31 protein-coding genes are annotated in these 24,270 nt (G+C 70.6%); 6 read left to right on the top strand and 25 right to left on the bottom strand.

The features are described from left to right. Positions 1–37 precede the first annotated feature (37 nt). The 16 genes from BFN01_RS03565 to kynA all read right to left on the bottom strand — a co-directional run bounded on the left by BFN01_RS03565 (position 38) and on the right by kynA (position 13,067). Positions 38–1,510: an NAD(P)/FAD-dependent oxidoreductase gene (locus BFN01_RS03565; protein WP_256221017.1), complete on the bottom strand. Its 1,473-nt coding sequence runs from the start codon at positions 1,508–1,510 to the stop codon at positions 38–40. Beyond that, entirely contained in the window at positions 1,507–2,031 is a 525-nt protein-coding gene (locus tag BFN01_RS15105) for an SRPBCC family protein (protein ID WP_071641654.1), read from the bottom strand. Before BFN01_RS15105 ends, BFN01_RS03565 begins: the two co-directional genes overlap by 4 nt. 127 nt (positions 2,032–2,158) lie before the next feature. Continuing rightward, on the bottom strand, positions 2,159–3,022 hold the full coding sequence (locus BFN01_RS03555; RefSeq protein WP_071641652.1) for a hypothetical protein: 864 nt from the start codon (positions 3,020–3,022) through the stop codon (positions 2,159–2,161). A 25-nt stretch (positions 3,023–3,047) separates the two neighbouring features. Continuing rightward, on the bottom strand, positions 3,048–3,299 hold the full coding sequence (locus BFN01_RS03550) for a hypothetical protein (RefSeq protein ID WP_071641650.1): 252 nt from the start codon (positions 3,297–3,299) through the stop codon (positions 3,048–3,050). A 66-nt stretch (positions 3,300–3,365) separates the two neighbouring features. Next, positions 3,366–3,989 carry a DUF2238 domain-containing protein gene (locus BFN01_RS03545; RefSeq protein ID WP_071641648.1) on the bottom strand — a complete coding sequence of 208 codons (624 nt, stop codon included), beginning with the start codon at positions 3,987–3,989 and terminating at the stop codon, positions 3,366–3,368. Further along, entirely contained in the window at positions 3,986–4,840 is an 855-nt protein-coding gene (locus BFN01_RS03540; RefSeq protein ID WP_071641646.1) for an endonuclease/exonuclease/phosphatase family protein, read from the bottom strand. Before BFN01_RS03540 ends, BFN01_RS03545 begins: the two co-directional genes overlap by 4 nt. Positions 4,841–4,842: 2 nt before the next feature. Beyond that, entirely contained in the window at positions 4,843–5,634 is a 792-nt protein-coding gene (locus BFN01_RS03535) for a nitroreductase family protein (RefSeq protein ID WP_071641645.1), read from the bottom strand. A 7-nt stretch (positions 5,635–5,641) separates the two neighbouring features. Further along, positions 5,642–5,959: a hypothetical protein gene (locus BFN01_RS03530; RefSeq protein WP_256221016.1), complete on the bottom strand. Its 318-nt coding sequence runs from the start codon at positions 5,957–5,959 to the stop codon at positions 5,642–5,644. Positions 5,960–6,072: 113 nt separating this feature from the next. Further along, the gene (locus tag BFN01_RS03525; RefSeq protein WP_256221015.1) at positions 6,073–7,482 is read right to left on the bottom strand and encodes an MFS transporter; all 1,410 of its coding nucleotides are present in this window, start codon (positions 7,480–7,482) and stop codon (positions 6,073–6,075) included. Positions 7,483–7,491: 9 nt separating this feature from the next. Beyond that, entirely contained in the window at positions 7,492–7,884 is a 393-nt protein-coding gene (locus BFN01_RS15375) for a hypothetical protein (protein WP_177243792.1), read from the bottom strand. 209 nt (positions 7,885–8,093) lie between these two features. Further along, positions 8,094–8,438: a hypothetical protein gene (locus tag BFN01_RS03515; RefSeq protein WP_083428621.1), complete on the bottom strand. Its 345-nt coding sequence runs from the start codon at positions 8,436–8,438 to the stop codon at positions 8,094–8,096. 106 nt (positions 8,439–8,544) lie between these two features. Beyond that, positions 8,545–9,189: a thioredoxin domain-containing protein gene (locus BFN01_RS03510; protein WP_071641639.1), complete on the bottom strand. Its 645-nt coding sequence runs from the start codon at positions 9,187–9,189 to the stop codon at positions 8,545–8,547. Next, on the bottom strand, positions 9,186–10,025 hold the full coding sequence (locus tag BFN01_RS03505) for a PaaX family transcriptional regulator C-terminal domain-containing protein (protein WP_071641637.1): 840 nt from the start codon (positions 10,023–10,025) through the stop codon (positions 9,186–9,188). The genes BFN01_RS03510 and BFN01_RS03505 overlap by 4 nt, the downstream gene beginning before the upstream one ends. Further along, positions 10,022–11,248 (bottom strand): kynureninase, encoded by a 1,227-nt coding sequence (locus BFN01_RS03500; protein ID WP_071641634.1) that lies wholly within the window; start codon positions 11,246–11,248, stop codon positions 10,022–10,024. Before BFN01_RS03500 ends, BFN01_RS03505 begins: the two co-directional genes overlap by 4 nt. A gap of 1 nt (position 11,249) precedes the next feature. After that, positions 11,250–12,212 carry a hypothetical protein gene (locus BFN01_RS03495; RefSeq protein ID WP_071641632.1) on the bottom strand — a complete coding sequence of 321 codons (963 nt, stop codon included), beginning with the start codon at positions 12,210–12,212 and terminating at the stop codon, positions 11,250–11,252. Further along, positions 12,213–13,067, bottom strand: a complete 855-nt coding sequence (kynA, locus tag BFN01_RS03490) for a tryptophan 2,3-dioxygenase (RefSeq protein ID WP_071641630.1) — start codon at positions 13,065–13,067, stop codon at positions 12,213–12,215. 132 nt (positions 13,068–13,199) lie between these two features. On the opposite strand from kynA, the gene BFN01_RS03485 reads away from it, so the two are divergent. Continuing rightward, positions 13,200–14,699, top strand: coding sequence for a glutamate-cysteine ligase family protein (locus tag BFN01_RS03485; protein ID WP_071641628.1), 1,500 nt, complete (start codon positions 13,200–13,202; stop codon positions 14,697–14,699). 6 nt (positions 14,700–14,705) lie between these two features. Here the strand turns inward: BFN01_RS03485 and BFN01_RS03480 are convergent, their stop codons facing one another. From BFN01_RS03480 to BFN01_RS03470, 3 genes are read right to left on the bottom strand one after another with little or no spacing between them, the layout of a single operon-like run. After that, entirely contained in the window at positions 14,706–15,260 is a 555-nt protein-coding gene (locus BFN01_RS03480) for a cysteine hydrolase family protein (protein WP_071641626.1), read from the bottom strand. Continuing rightward, on the bottom strand, positions 15,257–16,702 hold the full coding sequence (locus BFN01_RS03475; RefSeq protein ID WP_071641622.1) for a cytosine permease: 1,446 nt from the start codon (positions 16,700–16,702) through the stop codon (positions 15,257–15,259). Before BFN01_RS03475 ends, BFN01_RS03480 begins: the two co-directional genes overlap by 4 nt. Positions 16,703–16,745: 43 nt before the next feature. Then, positions 16,746–17,087 (bottom strand): helix-turn-helix transcriptional regulator, encoded by a 342-nt coding sequence (locus tag BFN01_RS03470; protein ID WP_071641620.1) that lies wholly within the window; start codon positions 17,085–17,087, stop codon positions 16,746–16,748. Between the two features lie 82 nt (positions 17,088–17,169). Between BFN01_RS03470 and BFN01_RS03465 the strand changes: the two genes are divergently transcribed. Together BFN01_RS03465 and BFN01_RS03460 are read left to right on the top strand one after the other, a co-directional pair. After that, positions 17,170–18,468, top strand: coding sequence for an NAD(P)-binding domain-containing protein (locus BFN01_RS03465; RefSeq protein ID WP_071641619.1), 1,299 nt, complete (start codon positions 17,170–17,172; stop codon positions 18,466–18,468). Between the two features lie 36 nt (positions 18,469–18,504). Further along, on the top strand, positions 18,505–18,912 hold the full coding sequence (locus BFN01_RS03460; RefSeq protein ID WP_071641617.1) for an arsenate reductase ArsC: 408 nt from the start codon (positions 18,505–18,507) through the stop codon (positions 18,910–18,912). A gap of 50 nt (positions 18,913–18,962) precedes the next feature. Here BFN01_RS03460 and BFN01_RS03455 read toward each other — a convergent pair whose 3' ends face one another. The 5 genes from BFN01_RS03455 to BFN01_RS03435 form a co-directional block, all read right to left on the bottom strand. Then, the gene (locus tag BFN01_RS03455; protein ID WP_071641612.1) at positions 18,963–20,267 is read right to left on the bottom strand and encodes a M18 family aminopeptidase; all 1,305 of its coding nucleotides are present in this window, start codon (positions 20,265–20,267) and stop codon (positions 18,963–18,965) included. A 41-nt stretch (positions 20,268–20,308) separates the two neighbouring features. Then, positions 20,309–21,049 carry a membrane protein insertase YidC gene (locus BFN01_RS03450; protein ID WP_071641611.1) on the bottom strand — a complete coding sequence of 247 codons (741 nt, stop codon included), beginning with the start codon at positions 21,047–21,049 and terminating at the stop codon, positions 20,309–20,311. A 71-nt stretch (positions 21,050–21,120) separates the two neighbouring features. Beyond that, entirely contained in the window at positions 21,121–21,405 is a 285-nt protein-coding gene (locus BFN01_RS03445) for a DUF6412 domain-containing protein (RefSeq protein WP_071641610.1), read from the bottom strand. 100 nt (positions 21,406–21,505) lie between these two features. Next, the gene (locus BFN01_RS03440) at positions 21,506–22,063 is read right to left on the bottom strand and encodes an FHA domain-containing protein (protein WP_071641609.1); all 558 of its coding nucleotides are present in this window, start codon (positions 22,061–22,063) and stop codon (positions 21,506–21,508) included. Positions 22,064–22,122: 59 nt separating this feature from the next. Beyond that, entirely contained in the window at positions 22,123–22,536 is a 414-nt protein-coding gene (locus BFN01_RS03435) for a CBS domain-containing protein (protein WP_071641607.1), read from the bottom strand. A 181-nt stretch (positions 22,537–22,717) separates the two neighbouring features. Here BFN01_RS03435 and BFN01_RS15730 point away from each other — a divergent pair, with 181 nt between their 5' ends. Both BFN01_RS15730 and BFN01_RS03430 read left to right on the top strand, forming a co-directional pair. Then, on the top strand, positions 22,718–22,840 hold the full coding sequence (locus BFN01_RS15730) for a hypothetical protein (RefSeq protein ID WP_256221014.1): 123 nt from the start codon (positions 22,718–22,720) through the stop codon (positions 22,838–22,840). A gap of 2 nt (positions 22,841–22,842) precedes the next feature. Next, positions 22,843–23,520 carry a DUF6766 family protein gene (locus tag BFN01_RS03430; protein ID WP_071641810.1) on the top strand — a complete coding sequence of 226 codons (678 nt, stop codon included), beginning with the start codon at positions 22,843–22,845 and terminating at the stop codon, positions 23,518–23,520. A gap of 18 nt (positions 23,521–23,538) precedes the next feature. Here the strand turns inward: BFN01_RS03430 and BFN01_RS03425 are convergent, their stop codons facing one another. Continuing rightward, positions 23,539–23,844: a hypothetical protein gene (locus BFN01_RS03425; protein ID WP_071641605.1), complete on the bottom strand. Its 306-nt coding sequence runs from the start codon at positions 23,842–23,844 to the stop codon at positions 23,539–23,541. Between the two features lie 69 nt (positions 23,845–23,913). Between BFN01_RS03425 and BFN01_RS03420 the strand changes: the two genes are divergently transcribed. Beyond that, entirely contained in the window at positions 23,914–24,237 is a 324-nt protein-coding gene (locus BFN01_RS03420) for an ATP-dependent DNA ligase (protein ID WP_071641600.1), read from the top strand. Positions 24,238–24,270: the final 33 nt, after the last annotated feature.

The following is a 24,270-nucleotide window of genomic DNA, read 5'->3' as shown; positions in this document are numbered from 1 at the left end:
GGCAGGCCCCTTGCACTCATCTGGCTTACGGTGTAAGTCAGATGGACAGATCGGGGAGCTCCCGGATCCCGAACTCGTGGCGCAGCGCGCTCAGCGCCGCCAGCCACCCCGGCATGCCGGTCACACCCGGCCCGGGCGCTGCAGAGGCGGAGGCGAGGTAGACGCCGGGGATCGGAGTGCGCCAGGGATCTGGACTGAGCACCGGCCGTCGGAACAGCTGCCAGAGGTTCGGAGCGCCCGCCGCGATGTCGCCGCCCGGGTAGTTCGGGTTGTGCTGCTGCACCTCGTGGGCGCTGCGCGAGCTGATCGCCACGATGGTGTCGCGGAAGCCGGGGGCGAAGCGCTCGATCTGGCGGATCACCGCGTCCTGGCGGTCCGCCGTGCTGCCCGCCGGCACGTGCGTGTAGGCCCACAGCGTGTGCTGCCCCGCCGGAGCGCGACCGGGATCGAACAGCGTCGGCTGCGACACCAGCACGTAGGGATGCTCGGGCAGCCGACCACGGTGCACCTGATTCTCGGCATCCGCCATCTCCGCCCGCGTGCCGCCGACATGCAGGGTGCCGGCGCGGTGCAGCTCGGGATTCGTCCACGGCACCGGCTCGCTCAGAGCGAAGTCGACCTTCGCGACGCCATCGCCGTATCGGAAGCGCTGCAGCGCCCGCCGGTAGCCGGGCGGCACGACATCGGCCGTTAGGCGCAGGAGCGCCCTGGGAGTGACGTCGAGAAGCGTCGCCCACGCATCCGGCAAGTCGCTCAGCGACTCGACCTCGTGATCGAGCACCAGTTCGCCGCCGTGCCGGCGCAGGTCGTCCACCATGGCATCCGCGATCGCCTGGCTGCCGCCGATCGGTATCGGCCAGCCCTGCGCGTGGGCGTACGTGGTGAGGGCGAGGCCAGCCCCGGCGGCCGCGATGCTGGGCTGCGCGAGGATCGTATGCGCGGCGACGCCGGTGAGCATGGCGGGGGCGACGTCGTCGCGGAAGCGCGCATTCCACGCCGGGGTGCCCTGCTCGAGCGAGCGCAGCCCGAACAGCACGGCGGTGAGCGGGTCGGGCGGGATGCGAAGCAGGGACGAGCCGGTGAAGTCGGCCACTCGGGTCGCCCGCTCGACCAGCGGCCGCAGAAGTCGTGCGTACGCCCGGCCGTCCGCACCGAGCGCGTCGGCGGCACGGTCGAGGTCCCGGTAGGCGATGCCCGCGCGGCCGCCGTCCAGCGGCTGGGCGAACGACACATCCGGGGTGACGAACTCGACGCGGTCGCGCAACCCGAAGTCGCGGAAGAAGCGCGACTCGAACGCCAGCGGATGCACGGCGGAGCAGACGTCGTGCTGGAAGCCGGGCAGCGTGAGCTCACGCGTGGCGGCCCCGCCCCCTGCCCGGCTGTCGCGCTCGTAGACGCGCACGCGCAGGCCGGCCCTGGCGAGCGTCACGGCGGCGGCGAGTCCGTTCGGCCCGGCGCCGACGACGACGACGTCGAGGTCATCCGCGCCGGGGCGACGCCGGTCGATCACGATCGCTGTGCCTCTGCATCCGAAGCCCGTCCCGGCGAAGCCGAAGGCGAGGGCGACGGCGACGGCGAGTCGCGCCGGGATCGAACGGCCGCCCTGCCTTCGGAGAGATAGGCCAGGCGGTGCAGAGTCTCGGCATTCCGCCAGCGCACCAGCGCGTTCATGATCGGGCGGGGCACGAACCGGCCGGGGCCTGCGATGGGCTCTTCCTGAATGCGCACGAAGCAGTCGTCTCCCCGCGGTCGCACCTCGATCGTCACCCGCGCCTCGCCCATCGGCCATCCTCGCGCTCGCATGACCATGCTGCGCGGCGGGTCGTGCTCTTCGACGATGGTCTCGTCGTTGATGAGCATCGGCCACACGCCGAACGAGTGGTGCAGCCGCGATCCGCGCATCGGCCAGGTCGGATCCACGGCCCGCATGCGCGACGCACCCACCACCCACGTCGGGTACAGCCAGCCGTCGCTCAGCACCTCGAACACGTCTTCCGGTGCGCAGTGCAGCACCCTCACATTCCGGGCCATCGCTCATTCCTCCCTGATCGGGCCGACGCCTCTCAGCCGCCCCTGTCGGTTTCTCCGACGCTAACCCGCTCCGCCGGATCGGCAGAGCGGGTTGCGCTCGGCGCCTGCGCATGGTCTGGTGATAGCGTCACGTGCTCGCGTCACCTCGGAGCGCGTCTCGCGCACGCCGAGCATCCGCGAGCGTCTTCTCCGCGGTCGAGAGCTCATCGGCGGCCCGGCGCCGGCGACGGTCGGCGGCGTCGGCGTCCTCCCTGGCGTGGGCGGCATCCTCCCGGACGCGGGAGAGCTCCTGCTCGAGCTCCGCGATGCGCTCCGTGAGGCGTCCGGCACGCTGCACGGCATCCCTCGCCTCGTCCTCCGCACGCCGCTCTGCTCGCAGAGCCCGCTCGTGTGCTTTCTCCGCTTCGCGCAGAGTGCGTTCGGCGGCGCGCTGCCGACGTCTGGCGCCCACCTCGTCGTTCGGCCGGCCCTGCGAGGCCGGCGGTCTCGGCCGCCCGCCCGCGACGATCGCCTCGAGGTCGACCGAGCCGGTCGGCTCGAGGTCGCGCACCAGGCGTCCGGATGCCACGGCCGCGGCCGCATCGGGATCGAAGAACGCCGCAGAGATCGTGCGCCGCACCGCCTCCCGCGTGGCGTCGCTCACCCGCGCACCCCGCGCGGTGGCGAGCGTCGCGGCCTCCGCCGCGAGCTGGTCGGTCAGCGCTCGTCGCTGCCGCCCGAGGTGCGAGAGCGTCGCGGCATCCAGATCCTCCTGGGCGTCGCGCAGCTCGGCGGCGAGCTGCAGCGCCTGCTCCAGCCGGGCGGTGCGCTCCCCGGCGAAGAGGTTCACCACCCAGGCGGCGACGTTGGGCTTGCGCAGCGCTCGGACCGCAGCCGAGAGCACCGGGTCGTCGACGGCACCGGCGCGCGCATTCCGCGCGGCGATGAACGCGTCAGGCGACCCGGCGTACAGCTCGGCGGCGATCTTCTCGAGGTCGCCCGCTCCGCTCATGCGAGCGACCCTATCGCGCGGACGGTCAGTCGTTCGTCGTCGCCTCTTCGGCCGCGCGCATGGCAGCCTCGCCCTCCTCGGGCGATTCCGCACCGGCGCTCGCGGCGGAATCGTCGCCGGACGCCGGCTCGCCATCCGTGGTCGGCATGTTCTGACTGTCGAACTGTCCGTCGGGCTGCGCCTCGGCAGCGGTCGGCGGGTTTCCGCCCGCAGCGTCGGGGGAGTCCGCCGCGGCGTCGTCGTGCAGGTCGTCAGGGTTTCCGTCGTGGTGAGTCATGCCCCGAGTATCAGCCGACCGAGGGTGATCGGGGCAGGGCCGTGACGGCCGGCACCTCTAGGGGTATCATCCGCGCCGCCCCGACAGCTGCGGCTCCGCAGCAGGCTGCGTCGGACCGGGTGAGCGACGCACATCGATCAGCGCCAGCATGCCGCCGGCCACGAGTCCACCGACGCCGCCGAGCACCATGTCGCCGATCGTGTCCTGATAGCCGACGTGGATCTGGTCGCTGATGTACACCGACCCGAACCACTCGATCATCTCCCAGACCGCGCTCAGAGCCAGGGCGATCAGCGGCGCGAGAACCAGCGGGGTCCGCGCCCTCGGGCGCGCCGATGCGGTGATGCCGACGACGCCGGCTCGCGTCAGGATCTCCGCCGCGAGGATCGTCAGCACCGCGGTGCACGCGAAGTGCACCACGAGATCCCACTGGGAGATCGCCGCATAGAGATCGAACACGTTGCTCCACGCTGCGGCGAGGACGGTGACTCCGGATGCGGTGTCGAACCGGGCGCGCATGCCCAGCATGCGCGGCAGCATCAGCGCGGGCAGAGCCAGGGCCGTGATCCCGGCATCCGTCGGCTTCAGCCAGATGGCGGCCGCGATCACACCCAGGATGCCGATGACGCGCAGGGCATCTGCCGTCCACTCCGCGGCCGTGGCCGGCGGGCGAAGGAAGTCCTCTTTCATCTGGCATCCTCTCCGAATCGCAGCACGGCCTGCACGGGCAGGTGATCCGACGGCCGGCGCCCGCCGGGAGTGCGGGCGTTGGCGCCGACCGTGCGCACCCGTACGTCCGGCGTCGTCATGATCCAGTCGAGCTGGCGCCCGCCGGCACGAGGGCGTCGGTATCCAGGGTACGTGCCCCATCGCGGACCGGCCCTCCGCTCCGCGGCATCCCAGCTGTCGAGCAGCGCACGGCCGGCCTGCAGCTCGCGCAGCGCAGGGGAGTCGGCGCCGGCGTTGAGGTCGCCCATGACGACCGCGGGCAGGGCGCGCTCGATGACGAGCCGGCGGATGCTGAGGGCGGAACGTCGCCGCGACGACGCGGAGAGGTGGTCGAGGTGGGTGTTGATCGCGAGGAATCGCGTGCCGGTGCCGCGCTCGATGAACTCGGCCCAGACCAGGATGCGGGGGATGAGGTTGCCCCATCCGATCGAGCCCGCCCGCTCCGGCCGGTCGGACAGAGCGCGCTGACCCCCGTCGTGCAGCACGAGACGCGTGCTGTCGTACAGGATCGGGGTGCCCTCGCCGCGTCCCCCGGCGGCCCGTCCGGCGCCGATGGCACGGTGATCGGGCCCGAGTGCCTCGCGCATCAGGGGCATGACGCGCGGCAGGGCCTCCTGCAGACCGATGAGCGTGGGGCGCTCCGAGGCCAGCAGCTGCTGCACGGCAGGTGCGCGCCACGACCAGCGGTCGGCCCGGCGGTGCAGCATGCCGTCTGCGGCGCGGCGGATGTTGAACGTCATGACGTGCACGTCGGGCGGTTCGGGTGGCGCGATCAGGGCATCCGCGGGCCCATCCGACTCGCGAGCCGCCACCGCTACCCGTCCCAGCGCTGCTCCGGCGTCTCGCACGTCTCGCGGAACACGAACTGCGACGGCAGCTTGCGCTGGGAGCTCGACCAGTCGATGGCCGGGCGGCGCTGCTCGGCGGGCAGGTAGCCGAGACGGTACACGGCCATCAGCTCGAGATCGCCCGGCACATGCAGCAGCTCGATGATCTCGTCCCAGCGGCCCGGCGCCTCCATCGGGAACGAGATGAACTGGATGCCCATGCCGAGCTCCACCGTCGTCAGCCAGATGTTCTCCATCGCGGCGCCCATGCTGAACACCGAGTAGAACGACGACAGCTCGCCGGGGCGGTACTCGCTGCGGTCGAGCATCACGGCGAGCAGCAGCGGGGAGCCGGCGACGAGCTTCGCATTCTCGGCGCCGAGCGTCTTCGGCACGCCGAGGGAGTTCATCAGCTTCTGCCCGCGCGAGGTGAACACCTGACTCGTGAACGGGCGCAGCACCGCAGGCAGCTTGTCGAACAGCATCCCGCTGCGCTTCTGCTCCATCTCGGCCTGGCTGAAGCGGAAGTACGGCTTGTACCGCTCGAAGAACGTGCCGTTCGACATCACCTCGGTCATGCTCTCGCCCGAGATCTGGGCGATCCGCTCGATGGTCTCGCGCTGCTCGATCACGACGAAGCGCCACGGCTGGCTGTTCAGCTGCGAGGGCGCGCGACTGGCAGCTTCGATCAGCAGCCGCTGGTGCTCTTCGCTCACCGGATCGGGCAGGAACGGCCCGTTCGTGGTCTTGCGGCGACGGACGACGTCGAGGAATTCCATGCTGCTCCTATCGGCGGGAGGTGAAGACGCCGGCGGCGATGAACGGCGCGGCGGTGAGGGCGATGACGGGATGCCTGCGGGTGTGCGTTCCCGCATAGGGGATGACGGCGAGGGGGGCCAGCGCAGGAGCGAGGGCGAGCGCGGCCCTCCGGTCGCTGCGCACGCCGACGATCAGCGCGAGGATCGTCGTCGAGACCGTCGCGATGTACAGGGCGTGATGCACCCAGCGGAACCGCCTGGTGTCGATGATCCGGGTCGCGACCGCCGCGCCCAGCGCGCAGTTGGCGGTATAGCAGAGACCGGATGCCAGGAACGCGGCCGACACGCGACCTCGGTGCCGTGGTGCGCGCCGCCTGCGTGTCATGGGATCAGCACATCATGCCGCGGGCATCCGGCGCGAGGGGTTGCGCTCGCCCGCGGTGCGCACCCCCGGATCGCTCAGCGAGTCGTCTCGGCAGCGGGAGTCGGGTCCGCAGGCTCGGCGGGACTGCGCCGGATGCCGATCCACGACACCACGCCGCCTGCCGCGAACAGGGCGGCGGTGACGACCGCGGCGCTGTGGAAGCCGTCGAGGTCGAGCGACCCGCCGACGATGGTCGACAGCAGCGCGACCACGAGCAGCCCGGCGACGCGCGAGACGGCATTGTTCACGGCCGAGGCGATGCCGCTGCGACGCTCGTCGATGGCGCCGAGGATCGCCGAGGTCAGCGGGGCGACCGTCAGCGCCAGGCCCAGACCGAGCGCGAGCATCGACGGCAGCACCTGCCACCAGTAGTCGAAGTCGCGGCCGACGGTGAGCAGCAGCAGGGCGCCGATCGCCATCAGGATCGGGCCGACCGTCATGAACAGGCGGGGTCCGAACCGGCCCGCCCACGCCCCGGCGCGCGACGAGAGCAGGATCATCAGCACCGTCACGGGCAGGCTCGCGAGCCCCGCCGCCGTCGCACTGAGCCCCGGCCCCTGCTGCAGGTAGACGCCGATGACGAACCCGTTCAGCGAGAGCGCCGCGTAGACGAACAGGGTGGAGACGTTGCCCCACCCGAAGTTGCGCACCGCGAACATCGACAGCGGCAGCAGTGGATGCGCCGACCGGGCCTGGCGCCACAGGAAGACCGCGAGCAGCGCTGCGCCGGCGAGACCTGGCATCCAGATCGCCGGGCTCGACCAGCCCAGTCGCTCCTGCTCGATCAGCGCGAAGACGACTGCTCCCAGGCCCAGCGCGCAGAGGATGCCGCTCGTCCAATCCACGTCCACGTCGCGCTCGTGCTCAGGCAGATCCAGCCGGCCGAGCAGCACCAGCGTCACGGCGATCGGCAGCACGTTGATGACGAAGACGAGACGCCACGAGAGCAGGTCGACGAACAGACCGCCCATCAGCGGGCCGGCCAGCTGCGCGGCGGTGGTGAATGCCGTCCACACCCCGATCGCCCGGGACTGCAGCTCGCCGCGCATGGTCGCCGTGATCAGCGCGAGAGAACTCGGCACGAGCAGCGCGCCCGCGGCTCCCTGCGCCGCGCGGGCGATGATCAGCACCAGCGGGTCAGGAGCCGCGGCGACCGCGACCGAGGCGACGCCGAAGGCGATGAGACCGATCCGCATCACGCGCACGCGGCCGTAGGCATCCGACAGCGACCCCGCCAGCAGGATCAGCGCGCTCAGCGTGATCAGGTACGCGTCGACCACCCACTGCTGGGTGGCGATGCCGCCGCCCAGCTCGCTGCTGATCGCCGGCAGTGCGACGGTGACCACCGTGCCGTCGAGGAAGGTGACGAACGAGGCCAGCACCGCGACCGCGATGACGAGTCGCTGCACGGTGTCGAATCCGGGCACCGGGGTGGACGAGGGCACACGGTGACCCTACTCCCGCCATCGACGCGTGGGGCGAGCAGGCGTACCCTGGCCGCAGGCGGGACGACCTGCCCCGCCTGCGGCCCCCGGCGTGACGCCGATGACGAGAGCGGTGCGAACCATGGATTCGATGATGATGGACGCGATGGCGTCCGAGATGAAGACCTCCGGCATGGAGATGATGGACATGGCCGTCATGCAGGCGTGCATCGACGCGTGCGCGGCGTGCGAGCAGGCGTGCACGGTCTGCTCGACGCAGATGATGGACTGCAGCGTCGCGTGCATGAACTGCGCCGACATGTGCGGCACGATGATGCGCACGATGCTGCGGATGCAGGGCATGACCGCACCGGTCATGATGTCGATGCTCGATGCCTGCATCGCGATGTGCCGGATGTGCATGGACGACTGCCAGGCGCACGCTGAGCACAGCGACGTCTGCCGGATGTGCTCTCAGGCCTGCAAGGCGTGCATGGACGCCTGCATGGAGATGCGCGACGCCATGACGAAGATGGCCTCCTGACGAAGCAGGCAAGCCACGTTCGAATCGCTCATCTGGTCGCCCTCGGCCGCCGTACGCCGCCATTCGAGCGATTCGAAAGCGATTCGCGTCAGCGCGCGACGTTGTAGAGCACGCGGCCGACGGCCAGCACGTCGTACGCGGCATGCAGCGCGACCGGTGTGCCCGCCGGTGCCTCGAGTGAGGCTCCGGCCGCGCTCCAGATCGAGACCGCATCGCCGGCGAGGGTGCGCAGACCCAGGACGCCGGATGCCGCGTCGGCGGTCTCCACCACGGCATCCGTCCAGCCCAGGGGCGTCGCCGCCGCCATCCGCGCCTGGATCAGGTGCAGGGCGTGACCGGGCGCGTACGAGGAGCACACGTCGCCGTGGTCGCACATGCACGCCGCACGCTCACGCACCTCGAGGGGCGAAAGGCGGGTCGGCGGCGTGTTCACGGTGGGTCTCCTCACGATCGGGTGCACCGAGAATACGTCCGGCCTCGGTGATGCGTCGATCACCGCCGACACGCGGCGAAACACACCCCCGGTGCTCGCTCGGCGGTCAGCGCGACTGCGCCTCGACGATCGCCCTCTCGAGATCATCGGGCGCGCTGATCGCGACCATCCGCCCGTCGACGAAGAACGTCGGTGTGCCCTCGACACCGAGGAAGGTGCCCTCAGATCTGTCGCGCCGCACGCGCTCGGCGGTGGCGGGATCGGCGACGGCCTCGTCGTATGCCGCCATGTCGAGGCCGATCTCCTCGGCCAGCGCACGGAACACCGCCGGGGTCGGTTCGGTGGCACCGGCCCACTCGGCCTGCGTCTGGAACAGCCGCAGGTACATCGCCTCGAACTCGCCCTGCTGGGCTGCGGCCTCGGCGGCGAGTGCCGCGTCCATCGAGTTCACGTGCCCCGGCAGCGGGAAGTACCGCACGGCGTAGGTGATCTGCCCGTCGTACCTCTGCCGCAGATCCTCGACCACAGGGTGGAACGCGCCGCACGCCTCGCACTCGAAGTCGAGGAACTCCACCACGGTCACGGCATCGGCTCCACCGTCGTCGAGCACGTGCGACTCCTCCCGCAGCACCTGCGGCTTCGGGTCGTTCTCGGACTCGGCGCGCTGCGCCACGGCCCACACCAGCACGCCGATCAGCAGCACCATGACCAGGCCGCCGGTGATGATGACGGCTCTGACGGAGTTCTTCATGTCTCGATCCTGTCAGCTCGCGGCACGGCATCCCGCGCGTGGGCGAGCGCCGCCGGGGCGAGCGCGAGCGACAGGCGCTCGAACTCGCGCACGCTGCGCTCGCCGGGCCAGTCGTCGGGCAGCAGTGTGCGGGGCAGACCGGGGTCGATGTACGGCAGCACACGCCAGCTGTCGATCAGGCGGACGTACGCGGCGAACGGCTCGGCGTGCTCGAGATCGGCGAGGGATGCCAGGAACCGCTCGTGCTCCGCCCGCAGCGCGTCGAGGTCCCACCATCGGGCGGCGGCGCAGGCGAGCGGATCGGCGGGCATCGGGTCGCTCGTGCGGAACAGGGTGGCGTAGACGCGGGCATCGAGCTCTGCCAGCAGCTGCTCGGCCTCATCGGCCAGGTGGCCGGGAAGGATCCACAGTCCGGCCGTGACGGCCCCGGCACCCAGGAATTGCAGCCGCCGCCTCAGCTGATGCCTCAGGTCGCGTCGGGTCTCGGGGATGGTCGCCGAGACGAGCAGCCACTCGTCGTCCGCAGCCATCGTGCGCACCGCGAAGATGCGTCGGTCACCGCGTTCGAGCATGGGCAGCGCCGCCGGGTTGAGGGCGTACCCGGCATCCGCGGTGGCGAGCAGCAGGCCGCGCTGCTTGAGCCGGGTGATCGCGGTGCGCGCGCGAGCGGCCGGGATGCCGAGATCGCCGGCCAGGCGCACGAGCGCGGCAGAGGTGATCTGCCCGCCGAGGGGTCGCAGGTACAGTCCGATCACCGTGCGCAGCAGCGAGGTCGTGCTGCCGGGACGCGCCTCGATGTCGTCGAGCACGATGTCCGTGCTCGCGTGCGCGGTCATGACTGCAGAGCGTCGCGCACGGCGATCACGCCGCGCAGCGTCTCCTCGTGCGAGGTGCTCAGCGGCGACAGGCCGAGCCGGATGCCGTCGGGGAAGCGGAAGTCGGGGATGACCCCGTCGGCCCACAGCCGCGTCGTGACCTCCTGGAACGAGTCGTGCCCGATCGTCACGTGTCCGCCGCGACGCGACGCCTCGCGCGGCGACAGCAGCCGCACCCCGAGCGGGGCGAGCAGCGCGTCGTACGCGCGGATCGCGAACTCGGTGAGCGTGATCGACTTCACCCGCAGTGCCGTGATCCCCTCGAGCTCGATCAGATCGAGCATGCCCTGCATCGCGAGCATCGACAGCACCGGGGGAGTGCCGCTGAGCAGCTGCCGGATGCCGGAGACCGGGGCGTATTCGGGACCCATCGCGAAGATGTCGGCGGCGCCCCACCAGCCGTGGATCGGCTGCACGATCGAACCGTGGTGCTCGGCGCGCAGATAGCCGAACGCCGGCGAGCCCGGCCCGCCGTTCAGGTACTTGTACGTGCAGCCGACGGCCATGTCGACTCCCCACTCGTCGAGCGACATCGGCACGACGCCGGCCGAGTGGCACAGATCCCAGAGCATCAGCGCGCCGGCATCCCGCACCGCGGCGGTGATCTCGGGCATCGCCGCCAGAGAGCCGGAGCGGTAGTCGACGTGGCTGAGCACGACGAGCGCGGTGCGCTCGGAGACGACCGACGCCACCTGGTCTGCGGTGACACCGAGGATCGGATCGGGCTCGACCCAGCGCAGGGTGGTGCCCGTCTCGTTCGCGACGCCGGCGGCGATGAATCGGTCGGTGGGGAAGTTGCCGGCCTCGATCACGATCTCGTCCCGCCCGGGACGCGCGGCGACACCGGCGCGCATGAGCTTGTAGAGCAGCACGCTGGTGGAGTCGGCGACCACCGTCTGTCCGGCCGCGGCCCCGAGGGCGATCGCGCCGATGCGATCGCCGAGCCGCATCGGCAGCGCCATCCACTGCTCGTCCCACGAGCGGATGAGGCGCGTGCCCCAGTCGTCGCGGATGAAGGCGGCGGCCTTCTCGGGCAGATCGCGCAGCGGACGGCCCAGGGAATTCCCGTCGAGGTACGCGGTGACGCCAGGGGCGTCGGCGAACTCGGCGATGTGATGGGCGAGCGGGTCGGCCTGGTCGAGCTTGCGTGCCTCGGCGAGCAGGTCGTCGATGAGGTCGGTCATGTCACGGCTCCGTGCTGTCGGTGTCGGTGTCGGTGTCGATGTCGGCGGCGGTGAGGCGGCGAGCCCGGTTCGGGTCGCCATCCGGGAGAAGCAGCAGGGCGCCGCCCGCGAGCGGGTCGGCCGGCGAGAGGGCGGTCAGCAGATCGAGCCCGTCGAGCCCGGCGGCGCGCAGCGCGTCGATCTCCGCCTCGCGCAGGTCGACCGGCGTGGCGCCGTTGCCCATGTCGGTGCCGTAGAGCACCTCGCCGCCGGCCGCGACGAAGCGGCGCACGTTGTCGATCGCGACGGCGCGCGCGTCGTCGTCGTGGATCGCCAGGGTCGAGATCCAGGATGCGGATGCCGCCTGCGCGGCGATCTCCGTATCGGTCAGGCGCTCGCTGAACGGGGCGTGTGCCAGTCGGGTGGCGCCGAGCCGCACCGCACGCTGCGCCTGACCGGCACCCTCGGCGTGAGCCACGACGGGCAGGCGGTGCACGGCCGCCTGGCGCACCACGGCGCGGAACGCGTCGTCGTCGATCGCCGGGCCCGCGTCGCTGTGGGCCACGACCTTGATCAGCGACACCTCGGCCGCCGCGAGCTCGTCGACCGTGCGCGCGGCGTGCTCGGCATCCGCGATCTCCCGCACCGAACCGGTCGGAGCCCACGCGCGATCCGACGGGTACCCGCCAGGCGCGGTCAGGAACGGCCCGGCGTAGTGCACGGTCACACGGTGCCGCGACACCTGGGCGATCCAGTCCGGGTCGGCGCCCAGGTCGATCACGCGGCCCAGCCGCGACGCGGGAAGCAGGTCGGGGTCGACGAGCTGCAGATGCACGTGATGGTCGGTGAACAGGCCGGTGATCACGCCATCCAGGTGCGGGGTGTCGGTCGGCGCGGCCCGCGGCAGGAGGCGGAGGCGGCCATCGCGCACGTCGAGGGTGCCGTCGTGCATCCCCTCGCCGTCGAAGAACGTGACCGCCCGCATTCAGCGGCCGATCTCGGTGCGCACGCTGTACAGCTCGGGGAAGAACGTGAGATCGAGAGCCCGCTGCAGAAAGCTCACGCCGCTCGACCCGCCGGTGCCGACCTTCATCCCGATCGTGCGGGTGACGGTGCGCAGGTGCCGGAAGCGCCAGAACTGGAAGTTGTCCTCGACATCGACGAGCTCTTCGCACGCCTCGTACAGGTCCCAGTGCTCGTGCGGGTTCTCGTAGATCTCGCGGATCGCCGGCACGAGCTCGGGGTGCTCGCGGTACGGCTGACGGACGTCGCGCTCGAGCACCTCGGTCGGGATCGGCAGACCGCGCCGCGACGCGTACCGCAGGAACTCGTCGTACAGGGTGGGGCGCTCCCACTCGGCCGTGAGCATCGCCAGGTTCTCGGGGTGACCCCGGAACACGCCGAGCATCCGCTCGTTCTTGTTGCCGAGGGCGAACTCGACAGCGCGGTACTGCACCGACTGGAATCCCGAGGAATTGCCGAGGGCGCCGCGGAACTGCGCGTACTCGGTGGGGGTGAGGGTGGCCAGCACCGACCACTGCTGGGTCAGCACCTCCTGGATGTGCTTGACCCGGGCGATGTGCTTCAGCGCCGAGCGCAGATCATCGGCGGCGAGACGGTCGCGCGCGGTGCCCAGCTCGTGCTGCACGAGCTTGAGCCACAGCTCGGTGGTCTGGTGCTGGATGATGAACAGCATCTCGTCGTGGTGCTCGGGGCGCGAGACCGGATGCTGAGCGCCGAGCAGCCGATCGAGGTCGAGATACGAGCCGTACGTCATCCGATCCTCGAGGTCGGTGACGATGCCGTCTTCGAGCGCGCGTTCGTTGTCGCCGGTGGCCATCCCGGAAACATATCAGTTCTGTTGCGGTCGTCACAACGGTGAAATGCCGCTCGCTAGCACCGATCGGGCACCCGCGACAAGGGGGCACCGCCCGATCAGGGCGATCGGGCCGCAGCGGATATTCTTCCGAGCATGGGAGACAGCATCAGCTCACAGCGATTCACTCGGCAGGATCGGGCGCGGTTCCGCGAGCAGGTGCAGCGCGGGCTGGAGGCGCTCGAGCACATGCTCGGCGACGGCTGGTTCGAAGAGGCCTCGCAGCCGCAGCTCGGTCTGGAGATCGAGTTGAACCTCGTCGACGGCGAGCGCAACCCCGCCATGACCAACGAGCAGGTGCTGGATGCCATCGCCAATCCGGCGTTTCAGACCGAGCTCGGGCGGTTCAACGTCGAGATCAACGTGGCTCCCCGGCCGCTCGGCGGCGACAGCCTGACCGAGCTCGAGAAGGTGCTGGGCTCGGCGTTCGCCGCCGCGGACGAGCGGGCCCACAGCGCCGGCAGCGACCTCGCGATGATCGGCATGCTGCCCACTCTCGACGAGACGCACTTCACCGAGCGCTGGCTGTCGCGGGAACCGCGCTACAAGATGCTCGGACAGCAGATCCTCGCCGCGCGCGGCGAGGACATCGAGCTGCGACTCGACGGGGTTCCCCTCACCGACGACGCAGACCCGGAAGACCTCGACATCATCTGCGACACGATCGTGCCCGAGGCCGCCTGCACCTCGATGCAGCTGCACCTGCAGGTCAAGCCAGAGGAGTTCGCCGCGCACTGGAACGCGGCGCAGGCGATCGCCGGGGTGCAGGTGGCGCTGGCGGCCAATTCGCCGTTCTTCGCGGGCCGTGCGCTGTGGCACGAGACGCGCATCCCGATGTTCGAGCAGGCCACCGACACGCGCTCGCAGGAGCTGAAGAACCAGGGCGTGCGACCGCGTGTGTGGTTCGGCGAGCGCTGGATCACATCGATCTTCGACCTCTTCGAGGAGAACTCGCGCTACTTCCCTGCGCTGCTGCCGGAGAGCTCCGACCAGGACCCGCTCGAGACGCTGCGATCGGGCACCGCCCCCGACCTCAGCGAGCTGCGGATGCACAACGGCACCGTCTACCGCTGGAACCGACCCATCTACGACACGCAGGACGGCGGCTGCCACCTGCGCCTCGAGAACCGGGTGCTGCCCGCCTCGCCCTCGATGGCGGATGCCCTGGCCGACACCGCGTTCTACTACGGCCTGCTGCACTCGCTCGCGCACAGCGAGCGTCCGCTGTGGAGCCAGATGACCTTCGACGCCGCGCGGGAGAACCTGCATTCCGCCGCGCGCCAGGGCATCGAGTCGCAGCTGTACTGGCCCGAACTGGGCTGGGTCGGACCGCGTGAGCTGGTGCTGCGCCGACTGCTGCCGCTCGCCGCGGAGGGGCTCGACGCCTACGGCGTCTCGGCCGAGACGCGCGACCGCTATCTGGGCATCATCGAGCAGCGCTGCGTCACCGGCCGCAACGGCGCCACCTGGCAGCGCACGAACGTCGCCGCCAGCGAGGCCGCGGGAGCGTCGCGTCCCGACGCGCTGCGCGGGATGCTCGACGACTACCTCGAGCGCATGCACTCCGGCGAGCCGGTGCACAGCTGGACGGCGTGAGCGCGCTCAGCCCTCGGCGAGCGCGAGGATCTCGGCCGTCGTCGCGAGGGTGATCTGCGGTGGATACAGGCCCAGCACGTGCACCGCGGCGGCGTGATTCTCGGCTGTCGAGCCCGCGCACGCGTCGGTGGCGACGGTGAGGTGCGCCCCGGCATCCGCTCCGGCCAGCGCGGTCGACAGCACGCAGCAGTCGGTCGAGACCCCGGCCAGCACGACGTGCGCGCCGCGACCGACGATCGTCTCGAGCTCGACGCCCCACTTGCCGAACGTCGGCAGATCGAGAGTCGGTCGCGCCGACAGGCTCACCGCTTCGGGCACGAGATCGAACAGGGCGTCGCCCGCCGGCTGATCGGCGAACGGCCACGCGGTGAAGTACGCCCCCCACGACGTGGAGCGGTCGGCCGTGGGCATCCACCTGGTCACCACCACCCGCTCGCCGAAGCGCTCGGCCAGTCGCCCGATGTTCGCCATCGCCTCGGCGAAGAAGGGCGACCCCCACTCGGACTGCGGCGAGGCGAAGATGTTCTGCGGGTCGACGACGACCAGCCAGCCCTCCGTCACGCCTGCTCCTGACGGCGGATGCGTCCGGCGCGCGCGAACCACGTGACGACGAACGAGAGCACCAGGGCGACGAAGACGCCGAGGTTCGCGTACGCCCACTCGCCGTCCTTGCCGCCGATGAGCGGCAGCAGGTAGCCCTGCCAGTTGTTCCAGGCCGCGTCGTCGGCGAACAGGTTCACGACCAGACCCCAGCCGATGACCGACGCGACGATCATGGTGCCGATCGAGGTCCAGTCCCAGGCGCCGTAGCGTCCGTTCGGATCGAACAGCGCGGCCTCGTCGTAGTCGCGCCGACGGCGCAGGATGTCGGCGATGAGGATGCCCGCCCACGATGCCAGCGGAACGCCGAGCGTGATCAGGAACGACTGGAACGGGCCGAGGAAGCCCTGGTCGCCGAAGACGACGAGGATCGTCACGACGGTGAGGATGAGGCCGTCGATGCCCGCCGCCGCCGGACGCGGGATCCGGATGCCGAGGCTGAGCAGCGTGAGGCCCGAGGAGTAGATGCCGAGCACGGCTCCCGAGACGAGGGCGAGTACGGCCGTCAGCAGGAACGGCAGGAGAACCCAGGTCGGGAGGATCGTGGCGAGGGCTCCGATCGGATCGGCGCCGACGGCCGCCATGAGCTTCTCGTCGGAGCCGGCGAGCAGCAGGCCGAACACCACGAGGATGACGGGGGCGATCGCCCCGCCGAGCGTGTTCCAGAAGACGATCGCGCCGTCGGATGCCGTGCGCTTCTGATACCGCGACCAGTCGGCGGCGATGTTGATCCAGCCCAGCCCGAACCCGGTCATGACCATAACGAGCGCGCCGATGACCTGTGCCGCGCTGCCGCTCGGCTGGGCGAGCACGGCGGCGAGGTCGATGGTGGGCGCGGCGAGGATCACGTAAAGGACGGTGACGACGCCGGTGACCCAGGTGAGCACCGACTGCAGCTTCATGATCGTGTGATACCCGAGCACGGATGCGGTCACGATGAGGGCGGCGACGATGACCGTGGCGATGATCTTCAGGGTGACGCTGTCGCCGTCGCCGCCGAGGCGGGTGATCACGGTGGCGGTGGCCAGCACGGCCATGATCGCGAGGAACGTCTCCCAACCGATCGAGGTGAGCCACGACACGATGCCGGGCACCTTCTGCCCGTGCACGCCGAACGCGGCCCGCGAGAGCACCATGGTGGGCGTCGATCCGCGTTTGCCCGCGATGGCGATCAGGCCGCAGAGCAGGAACGACACGACGATCCCGATGATCGAGACGACCGTCGCCTGGTAGAACGAGATGCCGAAGCCGAGCACGAACGAGCCGTACGACATGCCGAACACCGAGACGTTGGCGGCGAACCACGGCCAGAACAGGTCGCGGGGCCTCGCCGTGCGCTGGGATTCGGGGATGATCTCGATGCCCGCTCGCTCGATGAGCGCGGGCGGCGTGATGTCGGTCATGCCCTCATCCTGGCACCGCGGACCGCGGCGCGGCAGATCGAGGTCAGGAGGGGCGCAACGCGTCGGCGGCCGCGGCGAGTGCGTTGCCGTTCACGGCGAAGTACGCCCATCTGCCGCGCTGCTCCCTGGTGACGAGCCCGGCCTCGGCGAGCAGCCTCATGTGGTGGGAGACCGTGGCCTGGGAGAGGCCGACCGGATCGGTGAGATCGCAGATGCACGCCTCGCCCCCCTCGCTGCGCGCGATGAGCGAGAGGAGGGCGACGCGGGTCGGGTCGCCGAGGGCCTTGAAGACCCGGGCGACCTGCTCCGTCTGCTGTGCGGTCAGCGGAGACGTGACGCGCGGCACGCAGCAGGCGGATTCGTCGATGGTCGCGGGCAGGCTCATGCCGATATCCTGACACGTATTGACAATCTTCGATAGGTGCGGCACCGTTTCATATTGACGTTCTTCGATCTGAGGAGATGAGATGTCCGGACTTCCCGTCGTGGTCGTCGGCGCGGGCCCGCAGGGGCTGGCTGCGGCCGCTCACCTCACCGAGCGTGGGATCGCGTCGGTGGTCGTCGAACGGGGCAGCTCCGCGGGTGCCGCCGTCGCGGAGTGGGGACACGTCAGGCTCTTCTCGGCGTGGCCGGAGCTGATGGATGCCGCCGCTCGGCGCCTGCTCGAGGCATCGGGGTGGGCGGCGCCCGATCGCGGGTACCCGACGGGGGCGGAATGGGTGCGCGACTACCTCGCACCCCTCGCGGATGCCCTGGGCGAGCGCGTGCGCTACGGCACGACCGTCACCGGGATCGCTCGTCGCGGGCGCGACAAGGTGGTCGACGGCGGCCGCAGGAGCCAGCCGTTCGTCGTGCACACGCAGGACCGGCACGGGCGTGACGGGCGCATCCTCGCGCGAGCGGTGATCGACGCGAGCGGCACCTGGAACCAGCCCAACCCCGCGGGGGCCGACGGATTCCCGGCGGTCGGCGAAGCAGCGGCATCCGGACGGATCTCGTACCGCATCCCGGACGATGTCTCGTCGTGCGCCGGCCGTCATGTGGCCGTCGTCGGGGCCGGTCATTCGGCGACGCACGCGGTGCTGCGGCTCAGCGAGCTCGCCCGCCGAGACCCGAGCATGCGCATCACGTGGCTGCTGCGCCGCGGGAGCACGACGAATCTGTTCGGCGGCGGCGAGCGGGACGAGCTCGCGGAGCGCGCGGTGCTCGGATCGCGCGCCCGCAAGGTGATCGAGGCCGGCGTCGTCGAGGTCGTCACGGGATTCCGGGTCGCGGAGTTCCGACGAGAGGGCGCCGGACTGGTGATCGTCTCAGAGGCGGGTCGGGAGATCGCCGGGGTCGACCGTGTCGTCGCGCTCACCGGGTTCCGCCCCGACCTCGGCATCCTGCGCGAGCTGCGCATCGACGTCGACCCCTCCCTCGACGCGGTCGCCGGTATCGCCGCCGAGATCGACCCGAACATCCACTCCTGCGGATCCGTGTCGGCGACCGGTGCGCGCCAGCTGCGGCATCCGGAGGACGGCTTCTTCATCGTCGGTGCGAAGTCCTACGGCCGGGCGCCCACCTTCCTCGCGCTGACCGGCTTCGAGCAGGTGCGCAGCGTCGTCGCCCATCTCGCCGGCGATCACGAAGGTGCCGAGCGCACCGAGCTCGTGCTGCCCGACACCGGTGTCTGCGGGGGTGCGAGCGCCTTCGACTCGCCGCAGGGCGGATGCTGCGCTCCGGCGCTCCTCCCGCTCGGCTCTCGTCCCGTCACCGCAGGCTGACCAGCCTCTCCCATCACCCGCCGCTGAGGAGCACCCATGACCAGTCCCGCGTCCAAGCCGTCCGTCCTCTTCGTGTGCGTGCACAACGCCGGCAGATCCCAGATGGCCGCGGGCTTCCTGCGCGACATCGCCGGCGAGCGCATCGAGGTCCGCTCTGCCGGATCGATGCCAGCCGAGCAGATCAACCCGATCGCCGTCGAGGCGATGGGCGAGGTCGGCATCGACATCACCGCCGAGCAGCCCAAGGTGCTCACGACCGAGGCCGTGCAGGCATCCGACGTCGTGATCACGATGGGCTGCGGCGACGCCTGCCCGTTCTTCCCCGGCAAGCGCTACGAGGACTGGAAGCTCGACGATCCCGCCGGGCAGGGCATCGACGCCGTCCGACCGATCCGCGACGAGATCCGCTCGCGCATCGAGACGCTGGTGCGAGAGCTGGTCTGAGCGTCCGTCTGGCCTCGGCCCCACGCTCGTCGCGCCGTCGCGCGTCGGGCTCAGCCGGCGAAGAACGCGCGGGCGACGCGCGACAGGTCGTACAGATCGCTCACGCCCGCCAGTTCGCGTGCGGAGTGCATCGACAGGATCGGGATGCCGACATCGACCGTCCGGATGCCCAGACGCGTCGCCGTGATCGGGCCGATCGTCGACCCGCACGGGACGGCGTTGTTCGAAACGAACTCCTGCGAGCCGACGCCGGCGCTCTCGCACCACCGGGCCCACGCCGCCGCGCCGACGGCATCGGTGGCGTACCGCTGGTTCGCGTTGATCTTGAGAATGGGGCCCGAGCCGAGCACCGGCTGCACGACCGGATCGTGCCGGTGCGCGTAGTTCGGGTGCACGGAGTGGCCGACGTCGCTCGACAGGTGCCACGACGCGGCGAACGCGCGGCGCTGCTCGGTGACGCCGGCGCCGAGCGAGGCGTACACGCGCGCGAGCACGTCTTCGAGGAAGGGCCCTGCCGCACCCGAGCGCGACTCGGAGCCGAGCTCCTCGTGGTCGAAGGCGGCGAGCACCGGGATCACCGCGTCGCCCTGGGGCGCGGCGTCCGTCGACGGGCCTGCGGCGTCGATCAGCGCGACCACCGCGGCGTGCACCGACGCGAGGTCGTCGAGGCGACCGGATGCGAAGAACGCGTCGTCCTTGCCGAAGACGGCGCCGCGAGCGGCATCCGCCACCACGGCATCGAAGCCGCGGATGTCGAGGGCGTCGACTCCCGCTGAGGCCGCGAGCTCGGCGAGGATGTCGGCGGACTCGGCATCACCGAGTCCCCACACTGGCTGCGTGCCGGTCTGCTTGTCGAGCGCCAGGCCGTCGTTCACGCCGCGGTCGAGATGGATCGCCAGCTGCGGCAGGCGCAGCAGCGGTCCGGTCGCCGCGAGCACGACCCGCCCGTCGGCCAGTGCGAGGCGCCCGGCGAGGCGCAGCTCGCGATCGAGCCAGGAGTTCAGCAGCGGGCCGCCGTAGACCTCGACGGCCGCCTGCAGCCAGCCGCGCGACCCGGTGGTCGGCTTGGGCTTCAGCTTGAAGCCGGGGGAGTCGGTGTGCGCGCCGAGAACGTGCACCGGGGTCGTGGCCGCGGCATCGGCGGGAACGGCCCACGCGATCGCCGCGCCGTCGCGCACGACGACGAACCGCCCGCCGGCCTGTGCGGGCCACTCCGCGGTCTCGTCGAGCCGGGTGAATCCGGCCTCCTCGAGACGACGCGCGACCTCCGCGGCGGCGTGGTAGCTCGACGGCGAGGCGGCGACGAAGTCGGCGAGGTCGGCGGCATGCGTGTGGGCGGCGGAGACGACGGGCATGGCTACGAGCCTAATCCGCCTGTCCCGATGCGGCCCGCCCGTCACGCATCCGGCAGCGGGTAGCGCCGTCGCAGCGCCCAGCGCTGTCCGAGCGTCCAGGTGACGGTCACCACGAGGTAGAGGGCTGCGGCGAGCGGCACGAACACCGCGAAGACCGCAGTGAGGTAGTGCATCGTGTTCATCACGCCGAGCATGCCCGGGGCCGCCAGCGGCCCGTCCGCCGGCACCTGCGGACGGAACACGCGGCGCGTGACGTCTGCGACGACCACGATCACCACGAGCACGACCGCCCAGACGGCGGCTGTCTGCCCGTTGAGGCCGGAGCCGACCGCCGCGATCAGCGAGTCGCCCAGGGGAGCTCCGAGCAGGTCGTGCGCCAGCAGCGCGTTCGGGTGCCCGGCGATCTCCGGGCGCAGGAACAGCGTGTACAGAACGCCCACGACGGCGGCCTGCACGATCAGCGGCAGGCAGCCGGCCAGGGGTGACGTCTGCTCGTCGCGGTACAGGGCCATGGTCTCGCGCTGCAATCGCTCGCGGTCTTTGCCGTGCCGCTGCTGCAGAGCCCGCAGACGCGGAGCGAGTCGAGCGCGCAGCTGCTCGGCTCTGGCCTGGGAGATGCCGACGGGGATGAGCGCGGCGCGCACCCCGATGGTCACGAGCATCACCGCCAGCGCGGCAGACGCCGAGCTTGCGACGGGGTCGAGAACCCCGGAGAGGGAGAGGAGAGCGGAGTACGCGGCGTCGAGAAGAAGGGTCAGTGGCGGGATGACGAAGATGTCCATGAGCGTCCGTTCGCAGGAGGGGGGTGGGCCGGAGGCCACGAGACCCGCCCCTCAGCGAGTGCGAGGACGGATCAGGCGGCGGGCGCTGCCCCCGGCGCTCGCGGACGAGGATGACCGTCGGCGTCCGGATCGCTCTGCGCGAGCAGCACAGACGCACCGATGGCGCGTCGCGGATACGGCGCCGAACGGACGCCGAACCGCGGGGTCAGCAGAGCGAGCGCGATCGCGAGCACGGTCGCTGCGACGAGAATCGCGGCGATGCCGAGCATGCCTCCGGCGGTCAGCCCAGGGGGGAGGGGCACGGCGCCGAGCGCCACGAGCAGCGTTCTCAGCAGCGTCCCGATCGCGTCGATCATCACCCCTCCTTCCGGCCCGACGCTACCACTCCATCCGGTCGCGGACATGCGAAGGGCGAGAGGACCGCCGTCCCCTCGCCCTTCTCACCCTCCGGGGGCTTCAGCCGTCCTTGACCTCCAGGTCACCGTGCTGCCCGTCGGCGTCGCCGTCCGCATAGTCGGGGCGCGCCGGCTGCGGCGGCTGGTCATCGAGCTCACCGCCCTCGCGACCGCCGAACGGACGACCGTGGTCGGCGAACTCTTCGCGGCCGAAGACGAGGATCCAGTCGGCGACGGTGAATCGCGCGCCGGTGCGCAAGATCTCGCTGCGGTCCCCGGCGATGCCCTCGGCCGGGTTCGCATTCATCAGGCCCTCGCCGTGCAGTGTCAGGACGTACTCGTCGCGCTCATCGTGCACGATCGTCGCGTGCACGGGGTCTGCGCCGGCGATCACGAGCGAGCATTCCGCGCCCGAGCCGATCGTGGTGCGCTCGTCGACGAGCTCGAGACGGCTTCGATCACCCTCCGGGCTCGTGATGCGCAGGTGCGGCTCCCCTGCCCCTCGCTCGGCGTGCGTGGTCGTGGGCTGCGCGCCGTCCGAGTTCGCGAGCTGATCGAGCTGGTCATCGACATCGGGTGCGCTGTGCGCGGGTGTCGTGCCGGCGGTCTGGTCGGTCATGTGATCCTCCTCTGTGGGGATGGGCTTCGGGCGGTCCGGGGCGGAGCCCGTGAACGGCGTCAGCGGGAGATGACTCCCACTGTCTCGCCGGTGGTCGACGGGGCGAGGTGCCGGGCGATGTCGGCCTGGCTGATCATGCCGACCAGGCGGTCGTCCTCCAGCACCGGGACACGGCGGATCCGGTGCTCGCGCATGAGTGCGAGAGTGCGGTCGATGTCATCGTCGGGGGAGACCATCACCGGCACCCCGGCGGCGAGCCGCCCGGCGTTCGTCGTCTCAGGGTTCAGCCCCGCCGCGATCGCCTTCACGACGATGTCGCGATCGGTGAGCATGCCCTTCAGGCGGCCGTCTTCTCCGCAGATCGGCAGGGCGCCGACATCCAGCTCGAGCATCCGCTCGGCGGCGATCGAGAGTGCGTCGTTCTCGCCGATGCACTGTGCGTTCGGTGTCATGATGTCTCGCGTCCGTGTCATGGTCGCGTTCCTTCCCGCCTCGGTGTTCGCCTGTCTCCATCAGTGATCTCGACCGTAGACAGACTGATTCGCGGCGGTAATGGGGTTGACAGCCTGCTGCCTGCTCGTCAACCCCGTTCTCTTTCCGCTGTGATCTGGCCAGCCACCGAGGTGGGGAGGGCCTGACGACGAGGAGAAGCGGATGTCGCAGCAGCACGAGTCGAGACAGGATGCTTTCGGCCCACGGGTCATGTTCTGGATGTGGATGGGCACGATCGTCGCCGGCTTCGCCGTCATGTTCGCCGTGGTCGGAAGCGGGCGATGATCATGAAGAGGTTCCTTCGCGACAACGGCTTGAGCCTGTTCTTCTTCGCACTCTTCGCCCTCGCTCTGCTCGGCCAATCGGTCGCCGGGCTGCTGCGCACGAACCAGGAGCTCGCCCAGCACGGACAGCCGCCCGAGACCTATCTCTCCTTCGTCCTCTCGAGTGATTTCGTCGTCGACGTCGCCGAGAACTGGCAGAGCGAATTCCTGCAGTTCCTGCTCTTCATCGCGGCCACCGTCTGGCTGGTTCAGCGCGGCTCACCCGAGTCGAAGAAGCCCGGCGACGAGGGTGTCGACACCGATGAGAATCAGATGGTCGGCGCGTACGCGCCTGCCGACGGCCCACGCTGGGCCCGGGTCGCAGGCCTGCGGCGCACGGTGTACGAGAACTCGCTGGTGCTCGTGATGGGCGCGATCTTCCTCGGCTCATGGCTGCTGCAGTCGCTGAGCGGGCTGGTGGTGATGAACGAGGAGAACGCGCAGCACGGCGAGCCCGCGATCGACTGGGCGCAGTACGTCGTGTCACCCGAGTTCTGGGACCGCACGCTGCAGAACTGGCAGAGCGAGTTCCTCGCGGTGGGGACGATGGTCGCCTTCTCGATCTTCCTCCGTCAGCGCGGTTCGGCGGAGTCGAAGCCCACCGGGCTGCCGCATACCGTCGCCGCTCAGGAGTCGGAGTGATCTCCCGAGCAGGAACGTTCAGCCCTCGAGGTGCTCCGGCAGCAGGCACAGCCCCCCGCTGCTGCTGGCGGAGTTCGCGAGAGCCATGATCCACGCGCTGCTGAGCTCGGGTGTCTCCGGTTGATCGAAGACGAAGCGCAGGGGGATGGACGGGTGCAACCAGATGGTCGACCGGCCGGTGGGGTTGAGATGCGGATGCTGCCACGACAGAGTGAACGATTCGTTGCGGCGCAGCTTCGTGGCGATGACGACCTTGAGGTGAGCGAGCGCACGGTCCTCGATCTCGATGGGATCCGGACTGGCGCCGTAGAAGAGCATGCCCATCTGACTAAGCTAACTGCAGGCGTTCGGGGGACGCCAGAGCAATGTCGGACGTCGGAGAGGTGCACTTCCTTGGGAAAGTTCGTTTATGAGGGCTCGGTCAAGACCGAGATCGAAGACCGCGCCCTGACCCACCTGCAGCTCGTGATGACGGCGAAGCTGCGCCGCGGTGAGCCCTTCCCGTTCAGCTGGCGCGAAGACGCCAGCGTCGGCGGCGGGCGCACCACCGTCTGGGTGCAGCCCAGCAGCTCACTGGTGTTCAAGTACTTCGGCAGCCGTCAGCCGGCCATCAATCGCGCCTGGATCGAGGCGCTCGCCTACACGGCCAACACCCCGACCGGCCTGCACATGGTGCCCGAGCCGCCGGACGACCCGAACGCCGGCATCGAGGGCTGATCGCGCTGGCGTTGCACGGCGCCGATGCCAGGG

It is taken from the genome of Microbacterium sp. AR7-10, from assembly GCF_001878835.1.
In the GTDB taxonomy this organism is placed as follows: Bacteria; Actinomycetota; Actinomycetes; order Actinomycetales; family Microbacteriaceae; genus Microbacterium; species Microbacterium commune.
This window is presented reverse-complemented; position numbering and strand designations above follow the sequence as displayed.